Genomic DNA, 16,395 nt, shown 5'->3' with positions numbered 1-16,395 from the left:
AGCCGGGCGGCACACTGAGGTTTGCCCCGCCGGCTGGGGCTTCCGGACCGCGCACCGGGAGGCGTATGCGGTGCGAAACCCCTGAGCCGCGCTGTATTTTCTACATAACAGCCCCTTCTTCCGGAGGAGCAGGATAATTTTAACTCCGGCCGCGCATCCTTAGAGGAAGGGAAGCCTTCCATAGGTCTGATATATCATTTTAAAAATAAATGATGACACAGTGAAGGTTATGCCTTATTATTTAAAGAGATTTTTAATAAAACAGTTTTAAAATAGTTGTAGTACACTTCACGGGGGAACAAGCTTTATTATCAACAGGTCCGGAGAGGGGCGGAATACGATTTTAGCGCTGAACGGAGTTAGTAAAAGCTTCGAACTGAGGGAAGGCAGCCATCACGCGGTCCGGGATGTATCACTCTCAGTGCAACCGGCTTCAATCCACGGCATAATCGGGGCAAGCGGAGCCGGCAAATCAACGCTGCTGCGTCTGATGAATCTGCTGGAGCGTCCTGACAAAGGCACTGTGCATGCAGGCGGCAAGGAGCTGACGGCATTAACAGAGAAAGAGCTGCGCCGGGAGCGGCAGAAGATCGGAATGATCTTTCAGCATTTTAACCTGGTCGCCAATGCAACCGTCAGCCGTAATGTGGCTATTCCGCTGGAGCTGGCGCGTGTGCCGAAGGGGGAGCGACAGAAGCGGGTGGCTGAGGTGCTTGAGTTCGTCGGCCTGACCGACAAAGCGGAGCAGTATCCCGCCCGGCTCAGCGGCGGCCAGCGGCAAAGGGTAGCGATTGCCCGCGCCCTGGCCAATAGCCCGCAGCTGCTGCTGTGCGATGAGCCGACCTCCGCGCTGGACCCGGTGACTACGGCGGACATCCTTAGCGTGCTGAAGCATATTAACACTGCGCTCGGCGTAACGATCGTGATCGTGACCCATGAGCTGGATGTGGTGCGCAGCATCTGCGCTGAGGTATCTGTCATGCGGGACGGGATTATCGTGGATGCGTTCTCACGCGAGGAGAACGGGTTCCTTCCCCCATCGGGGCATTCCGGCTCCTACCGCGAGCAGATTACCGGCAAGGCAGGTGGGCGATAATGTGGGAAAGCATGCTGAAATACCAGGATCTGATGTGGCAGTCAATCGGAGAGACCTTTGTTATGGTCGGAATCTCCATCCTGGCAGCGCTGCTGGTCGGGCTTCCGCTGGGCACACTGTTGTACTTTTGCCGCAAGGGCCAGCTTTATGAGAACCGGAGCCTGTCACTGACGCTGAACAGCATCGTTAACGTGGTCCGCTCCTTTCCGTTCCTGCTGCTGGTGGTGGCTCTTATTCCAGTGACCCGGTTTCTGGTGGGAACGGCGATCGGGACATTAGCCTCAACAGTGCCGCTGTCGGTTGTCGCCATAGCTTATTATGCCCGTCTGGTGGAGCAATCCCTGCTGGAGGTTCCCAAAGGTACAATTGAGGCTGCTCTGTCCATGGGAGCTTCGAAGGTGGAGCTGATTTTTAAGTTCCTGTATGTGGAGGCGCGGTCGGGGCTGGTGCTCGGACTCACGGCTTCCACGATCAGCTTTATTTCTTTTTCAACGGTGATGGGTGTTGTTGGGGGCGGGGGTGTCGGCGATTTTGCCATCCGTTACGGGTATCAGCGGTTTGAGACCGAAGTGATGGCCTACGCCATCGTCGTCATGATTGCGCTCGTGCAGCTGATTCAGTTCACCGGAAGCACGGCGGCAAGACTGCTGGATAAACGCTGATTAAAGGGAAGACTGAGCAATGAATGTACAGGCTGTACTATTTTGAAATCCAAATATAAATATCGGGGGTTAATGAAAAACAATGAAAAAGTCCATGATTGCAATGCTGATGCTGTTCGTTCTGGTTGCTGCAGGCTGCGGTAACAACACTAACAATGCTCAAAATGCCGCAGAAGCTACGGAAGCGCCGGCAGCAACTGCAGCAAGTACAGAACCCGTAAAAATCAAGGTAGCAACACTGATTCCTCCAATGACCGATATTCTTGATATTGTGAAGCCGCTGCTGCTTGAGGACGGGGTGGATATGGAAATCGTTGTGTTGTCCGACAATGTGCAGCCGAACGAGGCGCTGGCGAACAAGGAAGTGGACGCGAACTTCTTCCAGCATGTGCCTTACATGACGCAGTTCAATGACAGCAAGGGCTCGAACCTCGTTCCGGTACAGCCTGTGTATGACGCGATCTACGGCGGTTATTCCAAAACGGTCAAATCCATCGAGGAGCTGCCGGAAGGCGCGAAGCTGGTAATGGCCAATGACCCGTCCAATATCGGACGTTCACTGCAGATGTTTGCCGATGCCGGTCTGATTAAGCTGAAGGATGGAGTAGGCATCACAGCAACCCAGGCGGATATTACGGAAAATCCGAAGAACTTCAAGATCGAGGAAGTTGACCTGCTGATGCTGGCCCGGATGCTGGATGACGGCGACCTGGTGGCAATGACTCCTGCATATGCCAGCCCGCTTGGCCTGACTCCGAGGAAGGATGCGCTGATTACCGAACGTGAGGATTCCGAATTTACAATTACGCTCGTAGCGCGGGAAGACAATCAGGATTCTGATGCAATCCAGAAGCTGGCAAAGCGCATCAGCGGTCCCGAAGTGAAGAAGTTCCTGGAAGATAATTATGCAGAGATTGCTCTGCCGGCTTTTAAATAACAGTTATGCAAAGAGGTTGTCCCTGTGAATGATTACGGGGGCGCCTCTTTTTTTATGTGATACTATGCAAATGAGAGATTCCGCCCATAATCAACGGACTGACACGCTTGGAAAGCTCGGCGGGAGCTTCGGTCCGGCCATCCTGATTCCAGCGGTAGGTTACACCATAGATGGACCAGCTTAGCAGCGTTGCGGCGGAGCCTAACGCTTTTGAATGATCAGGTGTGCCCGAAGTTTTTCCAAGCAGCCTGAGAATGAGCTGTTCGAGCTGAAGCTTAATATTTTCTTCGATCATCAGGGCCACGGAATCATATTTTTTGACACAATGCTGGCTGGATTCGTGGTAAGCGCACAGGGCCTCAATCAGCTCCAGAAGAGTCTGTTCCGTCAGCGGGGCTTCGGTATCAAGCTTTTGGACGACCAGAGTTGTAAAAGCACTGGACAGCATGTCTTCAAGCAGCGCATATTTATCGGCAAAATGGGCATAAAACGTAGCCCTGTTAACTGTTGCGTTACTGGTAATATCACTGATCGTGATCTGGTTGAAATCCTTGGTATTCAGCAGCCGGAGGAAGGCGTCCAGAATCAGCTGCCGTGTCCGGATTACACGCGGATCGTTCGGGTTAGGGGATAGCACATTAGCCATTAATGAACATCCTTTCAGGTGTCAAAAGATTCTTCTAATTATAATCATGCGCCCGTGCGACAACAAATGTTTTCTTCCTCCCCGACAATGATCCGGGGCCTTCGCTTAAGCAACAATCCGGCGGGATTGTCGGTTGTAGGGGGAGCGTCTGCCTGATAAGCTAGCCTACATATCCCGCCGTAAACGGCTAGGATAACAGGACCGGGCGAAAATCCGGAAGTTCAGGGAGGCGTTACATTTGAGTATTGAGCAGCAGACACAAGCACTGGAAGCCTTGTTTGAGCCGTATAAGGTTCGGCAATTGACCATATCCAACCGGATTGTTATGTCACCGATGGCACGGGCCTTTTCCCCGGACGGTGTACCGGGAGAGGATGTAGCCGCATACTATAGCCGCCGCGCGGAGAATGAAGTCGGACTTGTTATTACAGAGGGTGCGGTAATCGGCCATCCGGCAGCAGCAAGTGAGTCCAGACTGCCGGATATGTCCGGTGAAGCGGCTTTGGCAGGCTGGAGCAGTGTGGTGCGGCAGGTGCATGAAGCAGGGGGGATGATTTTTCCGCAGCTGGTGCATATGGGCATGATCCGTCCCGAAGGCACCGGGCCTAATCCGCAGGCAAAGTCACTGGGCCCCTCAGGGCTGGACCTTGAAGGCAACTATGCGGGCGAGCCGATGACGGAACAGGATATTGATGAAGTCATTCAGGCTTATGCGGACGCAGCGGCGAATGCCCGGCGGATCGGCTTTGACGGAATCGAGCTTCACGGGGCACACGGTTTTCTGATTGATCAGTTCTTCTGGGCAAAAACAAACCGGCGCACAGACCGTTACGGCGGTGATGATCTGCAGCGTACCACATTTGCGGCGGAAGTAGTGCGTGCTGTACGCGCTGCGGTCGGGCCGGATTATCCAATTTCGATGCGGCTGTCCCAGTGGAAAATGGCGGATTATACAGCGAAGCTGTGGGATACACCAGAACAGCTGGAGCAGTTCCTGAGCGTATTGGTTGAAGCGGGAGTGGACATTTTCCACGTCTCGACACGCCGCTTCAATGAGCCGGGGTTTGCTGGATCTGAGCTTAGCCTGGCCGGCTGGGTGAAGAAGCTCAGCGGCAAGACCACGATTGCTGTCGGCTCCGTCGGTATGGCAGATGACGGGGAGACCGGCGTACCGGGTTATCAGGAACTAATGAGCCGGCTGGAGCAGCAGGAATTTGATCTGGTGGCTGTAGGCCGTGCGCTGCTCGGTGATCCGGCATGGGCGAAGAAGGTGCATGAAGGCAGACTGGATGACATTAAGCCGTTTACACCGGAAGCAGCGGCTGTTTTGTATTGAATCAAGCTGACCGTCATTGCAGGCGGATACAGGTCGCAACGCAAAAAGCAGCGGTTCCTCCTTGTGGAGGGCCGCTGCTTTTTCTTTTATCGAATATCGGAATGGCTGGCAAATATCTGCCCTGTTACTTATGCGTTTTAAGCAGCATAGGAACCTCAAAGATTGCCGGTTCAATCCACGTTCCAGTGGTGAAATCGCGCCCGCGCACCAGCACTTTATCGCTGAATACTTCAACATAGAATCCCTGGCTGCCGTCTACATGCACATCCTCATTGTTCCACAGATACGCAACCGAGGCTGCATTGAACATCGTGGCCGTCTCCCCGTTACCCGGGAACATGGTATGCTCGGATTCCAGCTCCCAGTGGGTATGGCCGGTAAACAGCAGGGTCTGCGGGAATTTGTCCAGAATCGCACGCAGCTCCTTGTCTTGTGTAACACCGTACCATTCCTGTTCTTCAAGAGAGCCGGCCACGGTGTTCATCAGCGGCTGATGCAGGAAGAGGAAGACGGGCTGATCCGCTGCAGCCGGTTCGCCGTCAGGCCGCTCGCTAAGCTTCAACTCCAGCCACTGGAGCTGTTCAGCCGACAGGCTGCAGAATATCGGTAATCCCTCCTCAGTTCCCAGGAATATAAAATGATATCCGCCGATCCAATGGTCATGATAAGGCCCCGGCGAACCCATGCGGGAGGTGTACATACCGAGGCGTGACTCCCAGTCGCCCAGACCGATTTCCGCCAATTGCGGCTGCCAGTGGCCGATGCCGACATCGTGATTGCCCAGCGTATAACGGATTTCCGGCAGCACCGTCCGGTATTGGCCGAGAATCCGCTGAACCTCGGCATATTCCTCCGGGAAGCCGTGATCGGTAATATCGCCAATATGCATGATCCCGCTGCTGCCCCGGGCATGGACGGCCAGATCCTGCAGGGCACGTTCGAAGTTCCGGTTATACTCATGGGCCGGGTCTGCGGTGACATGGGTGTCGGTAATAATCTGGAAGGTGAGCAGCGGTATTTCTCCGCCTGTTAACTTGGTCTCCATCTGCAAAGACTCGCCTCCTTGAGTATGATTGTATGATTCTATGCTTATTGAAAAGAGAGCTCCTCATAAGACTGTACAACGGTATCAGCATCGGGCAGCACATGAGCGAGTGGCATTTTGGCCGAAGAACCCCCCGGCACAGCAGCTCCGGCATCCGCTGCAATGGAAATGGCAGCCCCTGCGCCTGCAGCTTTGGCCATGCGCATATCACCGTTCGTATCGCCGATTACGGCTGCAGCGGAGGGGTGGACCCCAAGCTGTCTGCAGGCCAGCAGGGCCATATCGGGGAACGGCTTGCCGCGCTCGACCTGATCGGTACCAATCACGGCCGAGAAATAGCGGCGGATGCCGAGCCAGCGGAGATGCTTCTCCGCGGCTTCGGTTTCATCCGCTGTCACTACGGCCATCTTTATGCCTCCGGCAGCACATTCATCCAGGAAGCGGAGCAGGCCAGGCAGCGGAAGAACGGGACGGCTATGCTCCAGCATGGCGTCGGCCTCCCGGCGGCAGGCTTCCACCAGCTCCATTGACTCTGCCCAGGAGAGGCCCAGCAGGTAGCCCTGCCAGCCAAGGATGGCATACAGATCGTTCATCGTGCCCATGGCGAGCGGACCGTTGCGGTCATAGCCGGTAATCCGGCCTTCGCTGTTATGGACGGTTCCCAGCAGACTGTTCAGGTAAGGCACGGGAAATGTAAGGCCGCGCAGCTCCAACTGCCGGGTGAAATGCATCAGCAGGCATTCGCTCCAGCTCCCCCAAAGAGAGACAAAGTCGAGCAGGGTGCCGTCCTTGTCAAACAGGATGGCGGATATGTCGTAATTCCCCTGCGGGGTAATCAGCTCAGGCACGGCTGCGGCCTCCTTTATTCTAAATTCACGTCATTGATGATTTACATCATTGTATATTTACGGGATTAATCTGTGAGTCAGGCGAGTCCGCCATTCCCCCGGATTACTTGACCTTATCCAGCGCTGCCTGTGCAGTTGCCTGTGCTTCTTTGAGCGCTTCAGCCGCCGGGATGTTCTCGATCTGTACTTTATCCGCAGCAATTTTCAGTGCATCATTGATTTTGCCGCCCGTAGGGTCCTGGAACGGAGCGGAGGCATGAGAGGCCTGCTGCAGCGGAATTTTGATCTGCGGATTAGTCTCGCTGAACGAGATGAACGCAGGATCTTCCAGAGCAGACTGGCGGACCGCAATGTATCCGGTGTTGATCGACCAGAAGGCGGTATTCTCCGAATTTGTAAAGTAAGCCAGCCATTTCAGCGCGGCCTGCTTCTCTTCATCGCTTGCTTTTGCGGGGATACCGGCCTGAATAGCTTCAGCTACCGGTTTGCCTTCGCCGATCCCGGCCCAGCCCGGCTGTTCCATTGCCGCTACGATGCTGAAGTCCAGATCGCCCTGGTCACCGCTGGAGCCGGTATAGCCGGCCGCCTGGCCTTTCATTACGTCATCAATCGTTTTGTACCAGTACTCCCAGCCCTGTCCGCCGGAATGAATGCGCATAATCTGGTCCTCGTGAATCCATGTGCGGAACAGATCCCACGTTTCAGTCCACTCAGCAGAGTCAATAGTAACGGTTTTGCCGTCTTCACTCAGAATGCTGCCGCCTTTACTCAGCACCGCGTCGATCATATTGCCGGAGCCCCACATCGGCTCCCAGCCGTAGACGCTTGTTTTGCCGCCTTCTTTAACCGTCATTTTCTCAGCTGCGGCAGCGAGATCCTCCCAGGTCTTGATCTGGCTGGCATCTATTCCGCTCTTCGCAAAAGCATCCTGGCGGTAATACATCACCTGTGTTGTGCCATACATCGGCAGGAAATACTGTTTGCCGTCAACCTTGCCCTGGTTCAGGAAGGTCTGTACGAAATCATCCGGGTTGAAATCGGGCTGTGCCGCAATCAGCTGATCCAATTCTGCAAAATACCCCTTGCGCGCCCAGTCCACATTCGAGGACAACACGGCCGCCGGAACCTGCCCGGTAGCAATCGCCGCCTGGAGCTTCTGCTGGGTTTCTGTGTAATCTGCCTGCACGATGCCTTTTACGGTAACCTCTTGCTGGGAGGCGTTGAATTTTTGAATGAGTGCTTCCATATTTTCGCCGAGCTTGCCGCCCAGGCCATACCAGAATTCAATCGTTACCGGCTCACTTTGGGCAGCAGGGGCTGCTGCGGAGGGAGCTGATGATGCACTGCTTGCCTCTGTAACCTGATTGGCGGCGCCGTTTGCACCGCAAGCTGTAAGGACGGTCATTCCGGCAATTACGGATAGTGCGGACAATCTTTTCAATGAGACGTTCATCATCATTCTCCTCTTTATTAGAAAATAGTATTTTAGCCTTTACTGGAGCCTGCAGTCATATTGACACTTTGCATAATCGTTTTCTGTGCCAGCACAAAAACAAGCAGCAGGGGGGCGATGGTGAAGGCGCTGGCGGCCATGATCAGCGGCCATTTCAATCCGTATGCACCTCCTTCCACGAAGAAGCTGCGCAGACCGGCTGAGACCAGCTGCAGTGCAGGGTCCTTGGTAATCAGCATCGGCCAGAAATAATTGTTGTAATGATCGATGAAGGTGATCAGTGCCATTACGGCAAAAGAGGATCTTGTCACCGGCACCAGCACTGTCCAGAGAATCCGCATATGCGATGCCCCGTCCATCTCGCCGGCTTCGACCAGCTCATGGGATACCTGCAGGAAGGCCTGCCGGATCAGGAAAATCGCAAATACGCTGACGCAGTTGGAGAGAATCAGCCCGCCGTAGCTGTTGAGCAGATTCAGTTCAGACAGTACAAGATAGCTGGGCAGATAGACTGCCGTAGCAGGTACCATATAACCGAATAGAATGACTCCGGCGAAAATGCCCTTCAGGCGGAATTTCATATGAGTCAGCGCATAGGCCATCATGCCGGAATTGATAATCTGCAGGATGACAATGCATCCGGCGACCAGAATGCTGTTGCCCATATATCTGGCGAACGGTGCCTCATTCCAGGCTTCGGCGAAATTCCCCCAGAGCGGAGCCGCAGGCCAGAGTGTCGGCGGGGAGGCCCAGATTTCATCATTGGTTTTGAGGGCGCTGGTGACCATCCAGTAGAAGGGGAAGGCCATCAGCAGCGCCAGTACGGCGAAGAAAGCATGGCGGGCCGGTCCGCCCAGCCGTGAGAGCATACTCGTGCGCAAGTGGAAAGACCTCCTTAGATGTAACGATTTATTGATAATGCGTCGTCCGTTTACTGATGCTGAGCGACAGCACCGACAGCAGCATACAGATGAACACCAGTACTACAGCCACACTGGAAGCCTCGCCGATCTGGAAGGACTCAAAAGCAGACTGGTAATACAGGTACAGCAGCGTACGGGTTGAGCCGGACGGACCGCCTTGTGTCAGCACATTAATCTGATCGTAGGCCTGCAGCGCCTGAACCATCTGCACCACGAACAGGAACAGCGTGGTCGGTGAGATCAGCGGCAGCGTAATCCGGACAAATTTTTGCACAGCCCCGGCCCCGTCAAGCTCGCCTGCCTCCAGCAGATCGGAAGGAACATTACGCAGAGCTACGAGATAGAAGATCATCGCCCAGCCCGCCGATTTCCAGACCGTTACGAGCAGCACGCCGAAGAGTGCCCACTTGGGGTCCTGCAGCCAGCCGATCGGTTCAAGGCCGAGAGTATTCAGCACCGTGTTGGCCAGCCCGACTTCAGGCTCGTAAATCCAGGACCAGACGATGGATACAGCCACAGTCGGTGTAACCCAAGGCGAGAAGAGCAGCGCCTGATAGAAGCCGGAGCCCTTCAGCTTACGGTTCATCAGCAGAGCCAGCCCCAGGCCGAGGGCTATAACCGGAAGCACACTGCCGATGCAGAACAGCACCGTGACCCGCAATGCTTTGTAAAAAGCCGGATTGCCAAAGAGGTCGATATAATTCTGCAGCCCGACGAAGGTTTTGGTTGGACTCATGAAATCCCACTCAGTGAAGCTGAGATACAGCACATAGATCAGCGGTGCCAGCCAGAACAGTACAAAGGGTATCATCGCCGGCAGCGTAAAGAGCACGGGCTTTAAACCGCTTATTACCTTATTTCGTGTCATTTTCGTTCCGATACCCCATTCCGTCAGCTTAGTTTTGCGGTATAATGCAGGTGAATACATTCTCTGTTCAAAAAAAATTGTACACTGGACAAGTCAGCGTGTGGTCAACCGGAAGTAAAGCAGGCTCGGAAATTGTGTAAAATTTGTTGAAATACACCCCGCTTATTCCCGTTTTATGTAATGCTAAGGCAACAAGACTAATGAAAAGTGAAGGTGCAGCGAATGAAGCAGGCCGCATTTGGTGAAGACAACAGGCAGCTATCTCCACGGGAGCAGCTGCTGCGCAGGGTGATTGATGCAATCGCGCAGACGATGGATTTGTACGGGGCTAATTATTCCTTTGGACAGCTGTACGGGATTATGTTCTTTGAGGACAAGCCGATGACGCTGGAGGAAATGAAGCAGGTGATGAATATGAGTAAAAGCAATATGAGCTACGGCGTCCGCTCCCTGATGTCCTCGCAGATGGTGACCAAGCTTGAGGAGAAACGGGCGCGGAAGGACCTGTATGTGGCGGAGACGGATTTTTTCCAGGCGTTCCGGAACTTCTTCACACTGAAGCTTCAGCGGGAGATTGATGTGATGCAGGAGGCGATGGGGGCGGTAATTCCGCAGCTGGAGATGCTGGCGCAGGCGGGAGATACGCCTGAAGAGGAGCGGCTGTCCTGCAGCCGGGACCTGGAGAAGCTGCGTCATGCAGCGGAGTATTACCGCTGGCTGCAGCAGTTTGTCGATGGCCTGAAGAACGGGGAGATGTTCGGCGGGCCGGGTGCGGAGCAGCATTGAGCCACGGCATGCTGTGCCAGTTTTTTGCGGGAAATGGAACCTTACTTTAACCAGTCTGCTTTTGCAGGGTAGCTGCACTTTATACAACTATATCGCCCTTTTTTCTTCCTATCTCCGGTTTAAGTGTATTCCGTACAACTATATGGGCTTAAATCTTCTGTTTCGGCCGTTTCGGGCAATTTTAGTTGCACGAAATGCAGTTATACGTTCCGATTACAGCTCGTAGCTGCTTTTAATTGCACCAAATACACTTATTCAGCGTATGGGCTTGTGATTAAGACAACAATTCAAGTAACGATACATTTTATGGGTGCTCCACTACACTAAGGTCACTGCAAGCGAAAGGGTGGAAGCCACGTTCGATATGATCAGGGTAGGGCGTAACAATGCAAGGCTGAGAGGGCAGGCGGGGATCACGCAGATGGAACTGGCGGACAAGCTGGACATCAGCTATCAGGCGGCCAGTAATTGGGAGCGCGGCAACAGCATGCCGGATAATGCGAAGCTGCCGGAGCTGCCGGAAAAGCGACATGAATCATATCCAGTCTGCTGGAAAACAAGTCCGGAGAATACCTGCAGCAGCATGAGGGTTCCGTGAGGCTATTTCCGGCATTCCGCCACTCTAGTGTATACCGGCTAATCAGCAACAACAGCAGGCAGACCCGTAACCATGCGGATCTGCCTGTTCCATTATTCCCGCTATTCCCCCTGCCGCAGCCGTTCAATCAGCGTAGCCTTACTCAGCATCCTGTACGAGCTCAGGGTTACCGTGTAAGCAATGATAGCCAGCACCGGGACGACCAGCACAAAGGGCAGCCAGCTCATGCGGAATACGGTAAAAGCCGTGTTGCCCGCAATGCTCTTGGCAATGCTATAAGTGAGAAACACACCAAGGGTTGAGGTAATGGCTGTCGTCAGAAGGACATTATATATCCCCTCATAGACCAGCATTTTTTTGAGCTGGCGTTTGGTCATGCCGATGCTCTCCAGCAGGGCGAATTCATTCCTCCGCATAATAACGCCCGTAACGACTGTATTGATGTAATTAAGGACACCGATCAGCGCAATGACAAAGCTCAGGCCGTAGCCGATAATCTGGAAAACCCCGATAAATCCGTCCAGCTCCTCACGGTAATCCTCTCTCGATTTAACCACCAGCTCATCGCTGGAAGCGGCCAGAGATTTGGCGGCCTGTGTTGCACTGTCCAGCTTGTCCGGGTCAATATGCAGCGTTGCTGACAGCGGCCATGGCGGGTTGGTCTCCGCAGGCAGCTCTCCGGTCAATTCCGATGACGGGAAGAACGCATTAAACCCGTACGTTGAGAAGGACTGCGTCGTGGCAGCATAGAGCGCATCGTAATTCATCACAGCCATGACCTCATAGCTTTTGCCCAGATTTTTGAACTCCATAATATCTCCAGGATGATAGTAAGAGGTATAAGTATCTTCCTCCCACATGAGTGATTGAGCCACCAGCACATAGTCACCCGAAGCGAATTTCTGCGGGTCGAAATGTCCTTCAATCACATCCTTCTGCACCAGGTCATACCATCCGGGATCGATGCCGTACAATTGCAGATAAACGGAGTTCCGCTCCAGCAGGCTTGTAAGATAAGGCTGCGGCGGCTCTGTCTCCGACAAAGGCTGCAATACAGCACGTATTTTCTCATCCATATCATGAATGTCATAATAGTAGTAAACCTTCTCCACACTCTTCACGCCGTCGATCCGCTCCAAATCACTGCTGAATGCTTCCGACAGCTTATAAGGATCACCCGGGCGCTCACCCTCATGTGTTTCAATTTTCTCATTGCGGATCACCATATCGCCGGAAAGAAACGTGCTAAGGTATTTATTCACATCCAGCGAACCTATTACCGTGAAAATAATGCTGAACAGCACAATGCTCAAGGAGAGGGAGGTCAGCATGAGGGAGAGCTTCTTTTTGCTGCGGAACAGGTTCGTGAAGGCCATGACATGCAGCCGGCCTCCGCGCTTCGAGCGTTTGTTCCTCCGCCGTGTTGTCTGCACTCCCGTATACCTGACCGCTTCGACAGGCGCAATCCGCGCGGCCATCCGGCCAGGCTTGCCGGCGGCAAGCCATACCGTCAGATAGGCGAACAAGGCGGCTCCAATGAAAATCCACGGGCTGGCGGAATAAGCGGCTTCCATCGGCTCACTGGAGAAGGTATTCATCATCGGCGTGAGCAGCCGTCCGATTACATAGCCTGCAGCAAGCCCGAAAGGCAGCCCGATTAGATACAAGATCTGTGATTGTATTCTGATCATCCGTTTGAGCTGCCTTGGTGTCGTCCCGATCGCTTTGAGCAGACCGTAAAACTTCACATCACGCACAACCGATATGTAAAAAATATTATAAATCAGCAAATACCCGCTCAGCATAATAATGAAGATGACCGCTACATAAGGCACAAACTCAATAAGGTTGTCAGACAGGGAAGAGGTCGTATAAGCCCAGTTGACTCCAGTTGGCCTATTTACACCTGTATCGGCGAGTACTTTATCCAGCTTTTTTTCAATATCGACGGCATTCTTGAACATTACGCTCATCTCTTGGGTGTTTACATAGGAGCCGCTGGCTTCAGACTCTGCCGGATCGATCCCTGATATGTTTTGTTGCACCCATGCATCGGAGACGAAGGCCAGCCCTGCGATCGCCAGATTTTTATCCGCTTCATAATAGCCTGACACGACAAACTCCTGCTTGAGAACACGCTCAGTAATATCTATGTCCAGCTGTACCCGCTCACCAAGTGCATGCTGTATACCGAACTTATCCAGCACCCAGGTGCTCAGCACAACCTCGTTCCCAGCTTCCGGCAGGCCCCCTTCAATGAGATGAATAAAGCTATGTCTGGCGGAAGCCTCATCAATCCGTTTAACCTCTACCGGACTGTCCCGGAACACCTCATTGCGCAAAAGCCCGGCATGCAGCATAACACCATATTCCTTAACGCTTGGATGCTGCTGTAATATCTCTATCTGCTCAGGACTCACCCGTTTGAAGCTGCCGTGAAAATCTGTCCCGACGGACTTCATCATCGTTAATTCCATTGACTTGTTGAGGTTGAGCGACATCGTAAAAATCGAGGTAATCAGCAGAGTCGTCAGCACCACAGCGGAGATGACAGCCAGGTTGCGCAGCGGACTTACCCGCAGGCTCCGGAGTGAGAGGCGGGTTACGATCTTACGGTTGTTGTTGGCAATCATAGTATCCTGGCTCCAGATGGTGTTGCATTTCCGGATACAATGCGCCCGTCCTCGATGCGGATTATCCGGTCAGCCATCTGGGCAATAGATTCGTTATGCGTAATCATGACAATGGTCTGGTTGAACTTTTCGCTCATTTGCTTCAGCAGGATCAGCACTTCCTGGCTTGTTTTGCTGTCGAGATTGCCTGTCGGCTCGTCCGCCAGAATGATCGACGGCTTGGTAGCGAGCGCTCTGGCAATAGCGACCCGCTGCTGCTGTCCGCCAGAGAGACTTCCGGGGAGGGAATGAATTTTGGACTGCAGGCCCAGCGCCTGAATGACCTCATCCAGATACGTCCGGTCGATTCTGCCGCCGTCGAGCTCGATGGGAAGCGTAATATTTTCGAGTACACTCAGGATCGGCACCAGATTATAGCTCTGGAAGACGAACCCGACCGACCGGCGCCGGAAAATCGTCAGCTTCTCATCGCTCATCGCAAAAAGCTCGTTCCCGTCCACCGTTACCTTACCCTCCGTAGGCCGGTCCAGACCGCCCAGCATATGCAGCAGTGTGCTTTTTCCGCTGCCGCTGGTGCCGACAATGGCGACAAATTCACCTTTTTCCACCGTCAGGGATATATCATCCAGAGCTTTTACCGTAGTCTGCGGATCTTTGCCGTAATATTTCTTCAGGTTCACGATGTTTAGAATCGGCATTTGATTATCTCCTCCATCATTTGTGATTATCCTCTAAGATAGCAGACCATTCTAACCGGGCAGTGTCTGAAATCTGACGGAACTGACACATTCAGAGCTGGGGGAGATAAAGGGTAAGCCTGCTTCCCTGACCTGGCTGCGATGCTGCTGTGATGTAACCGCCTTGGATACTGATGATTTTTTGCGCCAAAAAAAGCCCGATTCCGATCCCCTCAACCTCCCTGGCGTTATGTCCTCTATAGAAGCGCCTGAAAATATGCTCCAGCTCGTCCTCCGGAATTCCGATTCCCGTATCAGCAACCTCGATCCTGGTGAACATTTCATTGCCCTCCGCTGTAATCCGGATACTGCCGCCCGGCTCCGTATATTTCACAGCATTCTCCAGCAGGTTGAACAGCGCTTCACTGGTCCATTTGTAATCGTGGCGGGCTGACGTAAGCGGATCGCAGTCTATGTTAATGATGATGTTTTTGTTGCCGGCGCGTGTATACAGGTGGGAGAGGGCGCTGGTAATGGTTGCGGCAACCGGCCTTACTTCACTTTGCAGATGGATCATGCCTGTCTCCAGCCTGGATAATTTGATTAGTGAGGTAATCAGCCAATCCAGCTTTTCCGATTGGATCCCGATCTGCTCCACCAGCTGCCGGGTGTCCGGGCTTAGATCAGGTGTTTCGGCAAGCAGCTGGCTGTAGAGCAGAACGCTTGCGAGGGGCGTTTTGGTCTGATGGGAGATGTCGGAGATCAGCTCCTTGATCATGTTCTTTTCCGCAGCCAGGTTATGCTCGTTGGCCTTGCCCATTTCAATATAGCGCAGCAGCTTATGCTCAAGGGAGGACAGCCGGGTCTCGTCAAAAAGGGTTAGCTGCTCCCGTCCGTGAATCGCCCGGTCCACCATTTCCTCCACCGTATCCATGAAGCCTGTAAGCTGCCGCTGCAGCACACGGTTATATAGAGCACCCGTACCGAGCACGGCAATCAGGAAGAGCAGGGTAAGCTGCAGAAGTGCCGGACTGAACCCTTCCAGATAAAGAATCGTACCCGAATAGCCGATTAATAGAAGCAGAAATACCGCAGAGAAAAGATAACGGAGCCGGCGGGGATGCGGGACAGTGCTGTTAATCATAAGTGTGGCCTTTCCGCCCAGGTGTACCCCAGGCCATAGACGGTTTTGATGTATTTGGGTGAGGCAGGATCGTCCTCAAGCTTGGCACGCAGCCGTTTTACGGCAACAGTCAGGGCATTCTCATCCACAAACTCCGCGTCCTGCAGCCAGATTTTATCGATTAACTGCTCTCTGCTTAAAATGCTGCCGGGATTCGAGACCAGGATGTTCAGCAGCTTAAGCTCTGTTTTGCTAAAAGCCAATGGCTCCCTGTGCTTATAAAATTCCAGCTTTCCGAAATCAAGGCTCAGCGCACCGAACGTGAGCACCTCGTCAGCCTGCGGGGCAGTCCGTTTGAGTACAGCCATTACCCGGGCCCGCAGCACCATCAGGCTGAACGGCTTCGTAATGTAATCATCCCCGCCAAGAGCAAATCCGGTAACAATATCAGGCTCCATGTCGTTCGCAGTCAGAAAAATAACCGGTACCTGCGAGCTTCTCCTCAGCTTCTCGCAATAGTCCAGGCCGCTTCCGTCGGGCAGGTTAATATCCAGCAGAACCAAATCAATTCTGGTAGTATCGAAAATCTGCTCAGCCATAGCCAGTGTATAGGCTTGTTCGATTTGCAGACCGGTCTGGGCAAGGGAGAGGGCGATGCCTTTGTTCAGGCTGCGGTCGTCTTCGACGATTAATAGGGTTTTCAAGAGGAGGCCTCCTTACAGCTTCATTCTGATGAACGCTGTTTCATTACCATATTATGTGGG

General features: G+C 53.4%; 16 protein-coding genes. 6 read left to right on the top strand and 10 right to left on the bottom strand.

Translation table 11 applies throughout. From position 1 onward, the window contains the following. The first annotated feature begins 340 nt into the window (after positions 1-340). The 3 genes from BN3772_RS02205 (at position 341) to BN3772_RS02195 (ending at position 2,695) form a co-directional block, all read left to right on the top strand. On the top strand, positions 341-1,096 hold the full coding sequence (locus BN3772_RS02205; RefSeq protein WP_086074353.1) for a methionine ABC transporter ATP-binding protein: 756 nt from the start codon (positions 341-343) through the stop codon (positions 1,094-1,096). Beyond that, positions 1,096-1,758: a methionine ABC transporter permease gene (locus BN3772_RS02200; RefSeq protein ID WP_042196195.1), complete on the top strand. Its 663-nt coding sequence runs from the start codon at positions 1,096-1,098 to the stop codon at positions 1,756-1,758. Before BN3772_RS02205 ends, BN3772_RS02200 begins: the two co-directional genes overlap by 1 nt. Before the next feature lie 82 nt (positions 1,759-1,840). Then, on the top strand, positions 1,841-2,695 hold the full coding sequence (locus BN3772_RS02195) for a MetQ/NlpA family ABC transporter substrate-binding protein (RefSeq protein WP_042196193.1): 855 nt from the start codon (positions 1,841-1,843) through the stop codon (positions 2,693-2,695). Between the two features lie 52 nt (positions 2,696-2,747). Here BN3772_RS02195 and BN3772_RS02190 read toward each other — a convergent pair whose 3' ends face one another. Continuing rightward, positions 2,748-3,341: a TetR/AcrR family transcriptional regulator gene (locus BN3772_RS02190; RefSeq protein WP_042196190.1), complete on the bottom strand. Its 594-nt coding sequence runs from the start codon at positions 3,339-3,341 to the stop codon at positions 2,748-2,750. A gap of 244 nt (positions 3,342-3,585) precedes the next feature. On the opposite strand from BN3772_RS02190, the gene BN3772_RS02185 reads away from it, so the two are divergent. Then, positions 3,586-4,677 (top strand): NADH:flavin oxidoreductase, encoded by a 1,092-nt coding sequence (locus BN3772_RS02185; protein WP_425280406.1) that lies wholly within the window; start codon positions 3,586-3,588, stop codon positions 4,675-4,677. A gap of 124 nt (positions 4,678-4,801) precedes the next feature. Here the strand turns inward: BN3772_RS02185 and BN3772_RS02180 are convergent, their stop codons facing one another. The 5 genes from BN3772_RS02180 to BN3772_RS02160 all read right to left on the bottom strand — a co-directional run bounded on the left by BN3772_RS02180 (position 4,802) and on the right by BN3772_RS02160 (position 9,814). Next, a complete protein-coding gene (locus tag BN3772_RS02180; RefSeq protein WP_042196400.1) occupies positions 4,802-5,722 on the bottom strand; it encodes a metallophosphoesterase family protein in 921 nt (306 codons plus the stop codon). Between the two features lie 44 nt (positions 5,723-5,766). Then, complete coding sequence (locus tag BN3772_RS02175) at positions 5,767-6,570, bottom strand: HAD family hydrolase (RefSeq protein ID WP_042196187.1); 804 nt, start codon at positions 6,568-6,570, stop codon at positions 5,767-5,769. 103 nt (positions 6,571-6,673) lie between these two features. Continuing rightward, positions 6,674-8,023 (bottom strand): ABC transporter substrate-binding protein, encoded by a 1,350-nt coding sequence (locus tag BN3772_RS02170; RefSeq protein ID WP_042196184.1) that lies wholly within the window; start codon positions 8,021-8,023, stop codon positions 6,674-6,676. 32 nt (positions 8,024-8,055) lie between these two features. After that, positions 8,056-8,892: a carbohydrate ABC transporter permease gene (locus BN3772_RS02165; RefSeq protein ID WP_042183272.1), complete on the bottom strand. Its 837-nt coding sequence runs from the start codon at positions 8,890-8,892 to the stop codon at positions 8,056-8,058. 40 nt (positions 8,893-8,932) lie between these two features. Next, a complete protein-coding gene (locus BN3772_RS02160) occupies positions 8,933-9,814 on the bottom strand; it encodes a carbohydrate ABC transporter permease (protein ID WP_042196398.1) in 882 nt (293 codons plus the stop codon). A gap of 222 nt (positions 9,815-10,036) precedes the next feature. On the opposite strand from BN3772_RS02160, the gene BN3772_RS02155 reads away from it, so the two are divergent. Both BN3772_RS02155 and BN3772_RS02150 read left to right on the top strand, forming a co-directional pair. Then, positions 10,037-10,600, top strand: a complete 564-nt coding sequence (locus BN3772_RS02155; RefSeq protein ID WP_042196182.1) for a GbsR/MarR family transcriptional regulator — start codon at positions 10,037-10,039, stop codon at positions 10,598-10,600. 364 nt (positions 10,601-10,964) lie between these two features. After that, positions 10,965-11,198: a helix-turn-helix domain-containing protein gene (locus BN3772_RS02150; RefSeq protein ID WP_042196180.1), complete on the top strand. Its 234-nt coding sequence runs from the start codon at positions 10,965-10,967 to the stop codon at positions 11,196-11,198. 101 nt (positions 11,199-11,299) lie between these two features. Here BN3772_RS02150 and BN3772_RS02145 read toward each other — a convergent pair whose 3' ends face one another. The 4 genes from BN3772_RS02145 to BN3772_RS02130 form a co-directional block, all read right to left on the bottom strand. After that, positions 11,300-13,831 (bottom strand): ABC transporter permease, encoded by a 2,532-nt coding sequence (locus BN3772_RS02145; protein ID WP_042196178.1) that lies wholly within the window; start codon positions 13,829-13,831, stop codon positions 11,300-11,302. Further along, positions 13,828-14,529: an ABC transporter ATP-binding protein gene (locus BN3772_RS02140; RefSeq protein WP_042196175.1), complete on the bottom strand. Its 702-nt coding sequence runs from the start codon at positions 14,527-14,529 to the stop codon at positions 13,828-13,830. The genes BN3772_RS02145 and BN3772_RS02140 overlap by 4 nt, the downstream gene beginning before the upstream one ends. Positions 14,530-14,620: 91 nt before the next feature. Then, a complete protein-coding gene (locus BN3772_RS02135) occupies positions 14,621-15,652 on the bottom strand; it encodes a sensor histidine kinase (RefSeq protein WP_052380336.1) in 1,032 nt (343 codons plus the stop codon). Beyond that, positions 15,649-16,335 carry a response regulator transcription factor gene (locus BN3772_RS02130; RefSeq protein ID WP_042196173.1) on the bottom strand — a complete coding sequence of 229 codons (687 nt, stop codon included), beginning with the start codon at positions 16,333-16,335 and terminating at the stop codon, positions 15,649-15,651. The genes BN3772_RS02135 and BN3772_RS02130 overlap by 4 nt, the downstream gene beginning before the upstream one ends. Positions 16,336-16,395: the final 60 nt, after the last annotated feature.

It is taken from the genome of Paenibacillus camerounensis (genome assembly GCF_000723885.1).
Lineage (GTDB): Bacteria > Bacillota > Bacilli > Paenibacillales > Paenibacillaceae > Paenibacillus_AQ > Paenibacillus_AQ camerounensis.
This window is presented reverse-complemented; position numbering and strand designations above follow the sequence as displayed.

Excerpts from the sequence above, each read along its gene's own strand:
- BN3772_RS02200 (WP_042196195.1), top strand. The coding sequence starts at position 1,096 with ATGTGGGAAAGCATGCTGAAATACCAGGATCTGATGTGGCAGTCAATC.
- BN3772_RS02195 (WP_042196193.1), top strand. The coding sequence starts at position 1,841 with ATGAAAAAGTCCATGATTGCAATGCTGATGCTGTTCGTTCTGGTTGCT.
- BN3772_RS02190 (WP_042196190.1), bottom strand. The coding sequence starts at position 3,341 with ATGGCTAATGTGCTATCCCCTAACCCGAACGATCCGCGTGTAATCCGG.
- BN3772_RS02180 (WP_042196400.1), bottom strand. The coding sequence starts at position 5,722 with ATGGAGACCAAGTTAACAGGCGGAGAAATACCGCTGCTCACCTTCCAG.
- BN3772_RS02170 (WP_042196184.1), bottom strand. The coding sequence starts at position 8,023 with ATGAACGTCTCATTGAAAAGATTGTCCGCACTATCCGTAATTGCCGGA.
- BN3772_RS02165 (WP_042183272.1), bottom strand. The coding sequence starts at position 8,892 with ATGCTCTCACGGCTGGGCGGACCGGCCCGCCATGCTTTCTTCGCCGTA.
- BN3772_RS02160 (WP_042196398.1), bottom strand. The coding sequence starts at position 9,814 with ATGACACGAAATAAGGTAATAAGCGGTTTAAAGCCCGTGCTCTTTACG.
- BN3772_RS02155 (WP_042196182.1), top strand. The coding sequence starts at position 10,037 with ATGAAGCAGGCCGCATTTGGTGAAGACAACAGGCAGCTATCTCCACGG.
- BN3772_RS02150 (WP_042196180.1), top strand. The coding sequence starts at position 10,965 with ATGATCAGGGTAGGGCGTAACAATGCAAGGCTGAGAGGGCAGGCGGGG.
- BN3772_RS02145 (WP_042196178.1), bottom strand. The coding sequence starts at position 13,831 with ATGATTGCCAACAACAACCGTAAGATCGTAACCCGCCTCTCACTCCGG.
- BN3772_RS02140 (WP_042196175.1), bottom strand. The coding sequence starts at position 14,529 with ATGCCGATTCTAAACATCGTGAACCTGAAGAAATATTACGGCAAAGAT.
- BN3772_RS02135 (WP_052380336.1), bottom strand. The coding sequence starts at position 15,652 with ATGATTAACAGCACTGTCCCGCATCCCCGCCGGCTCCGTTATCTTTTC.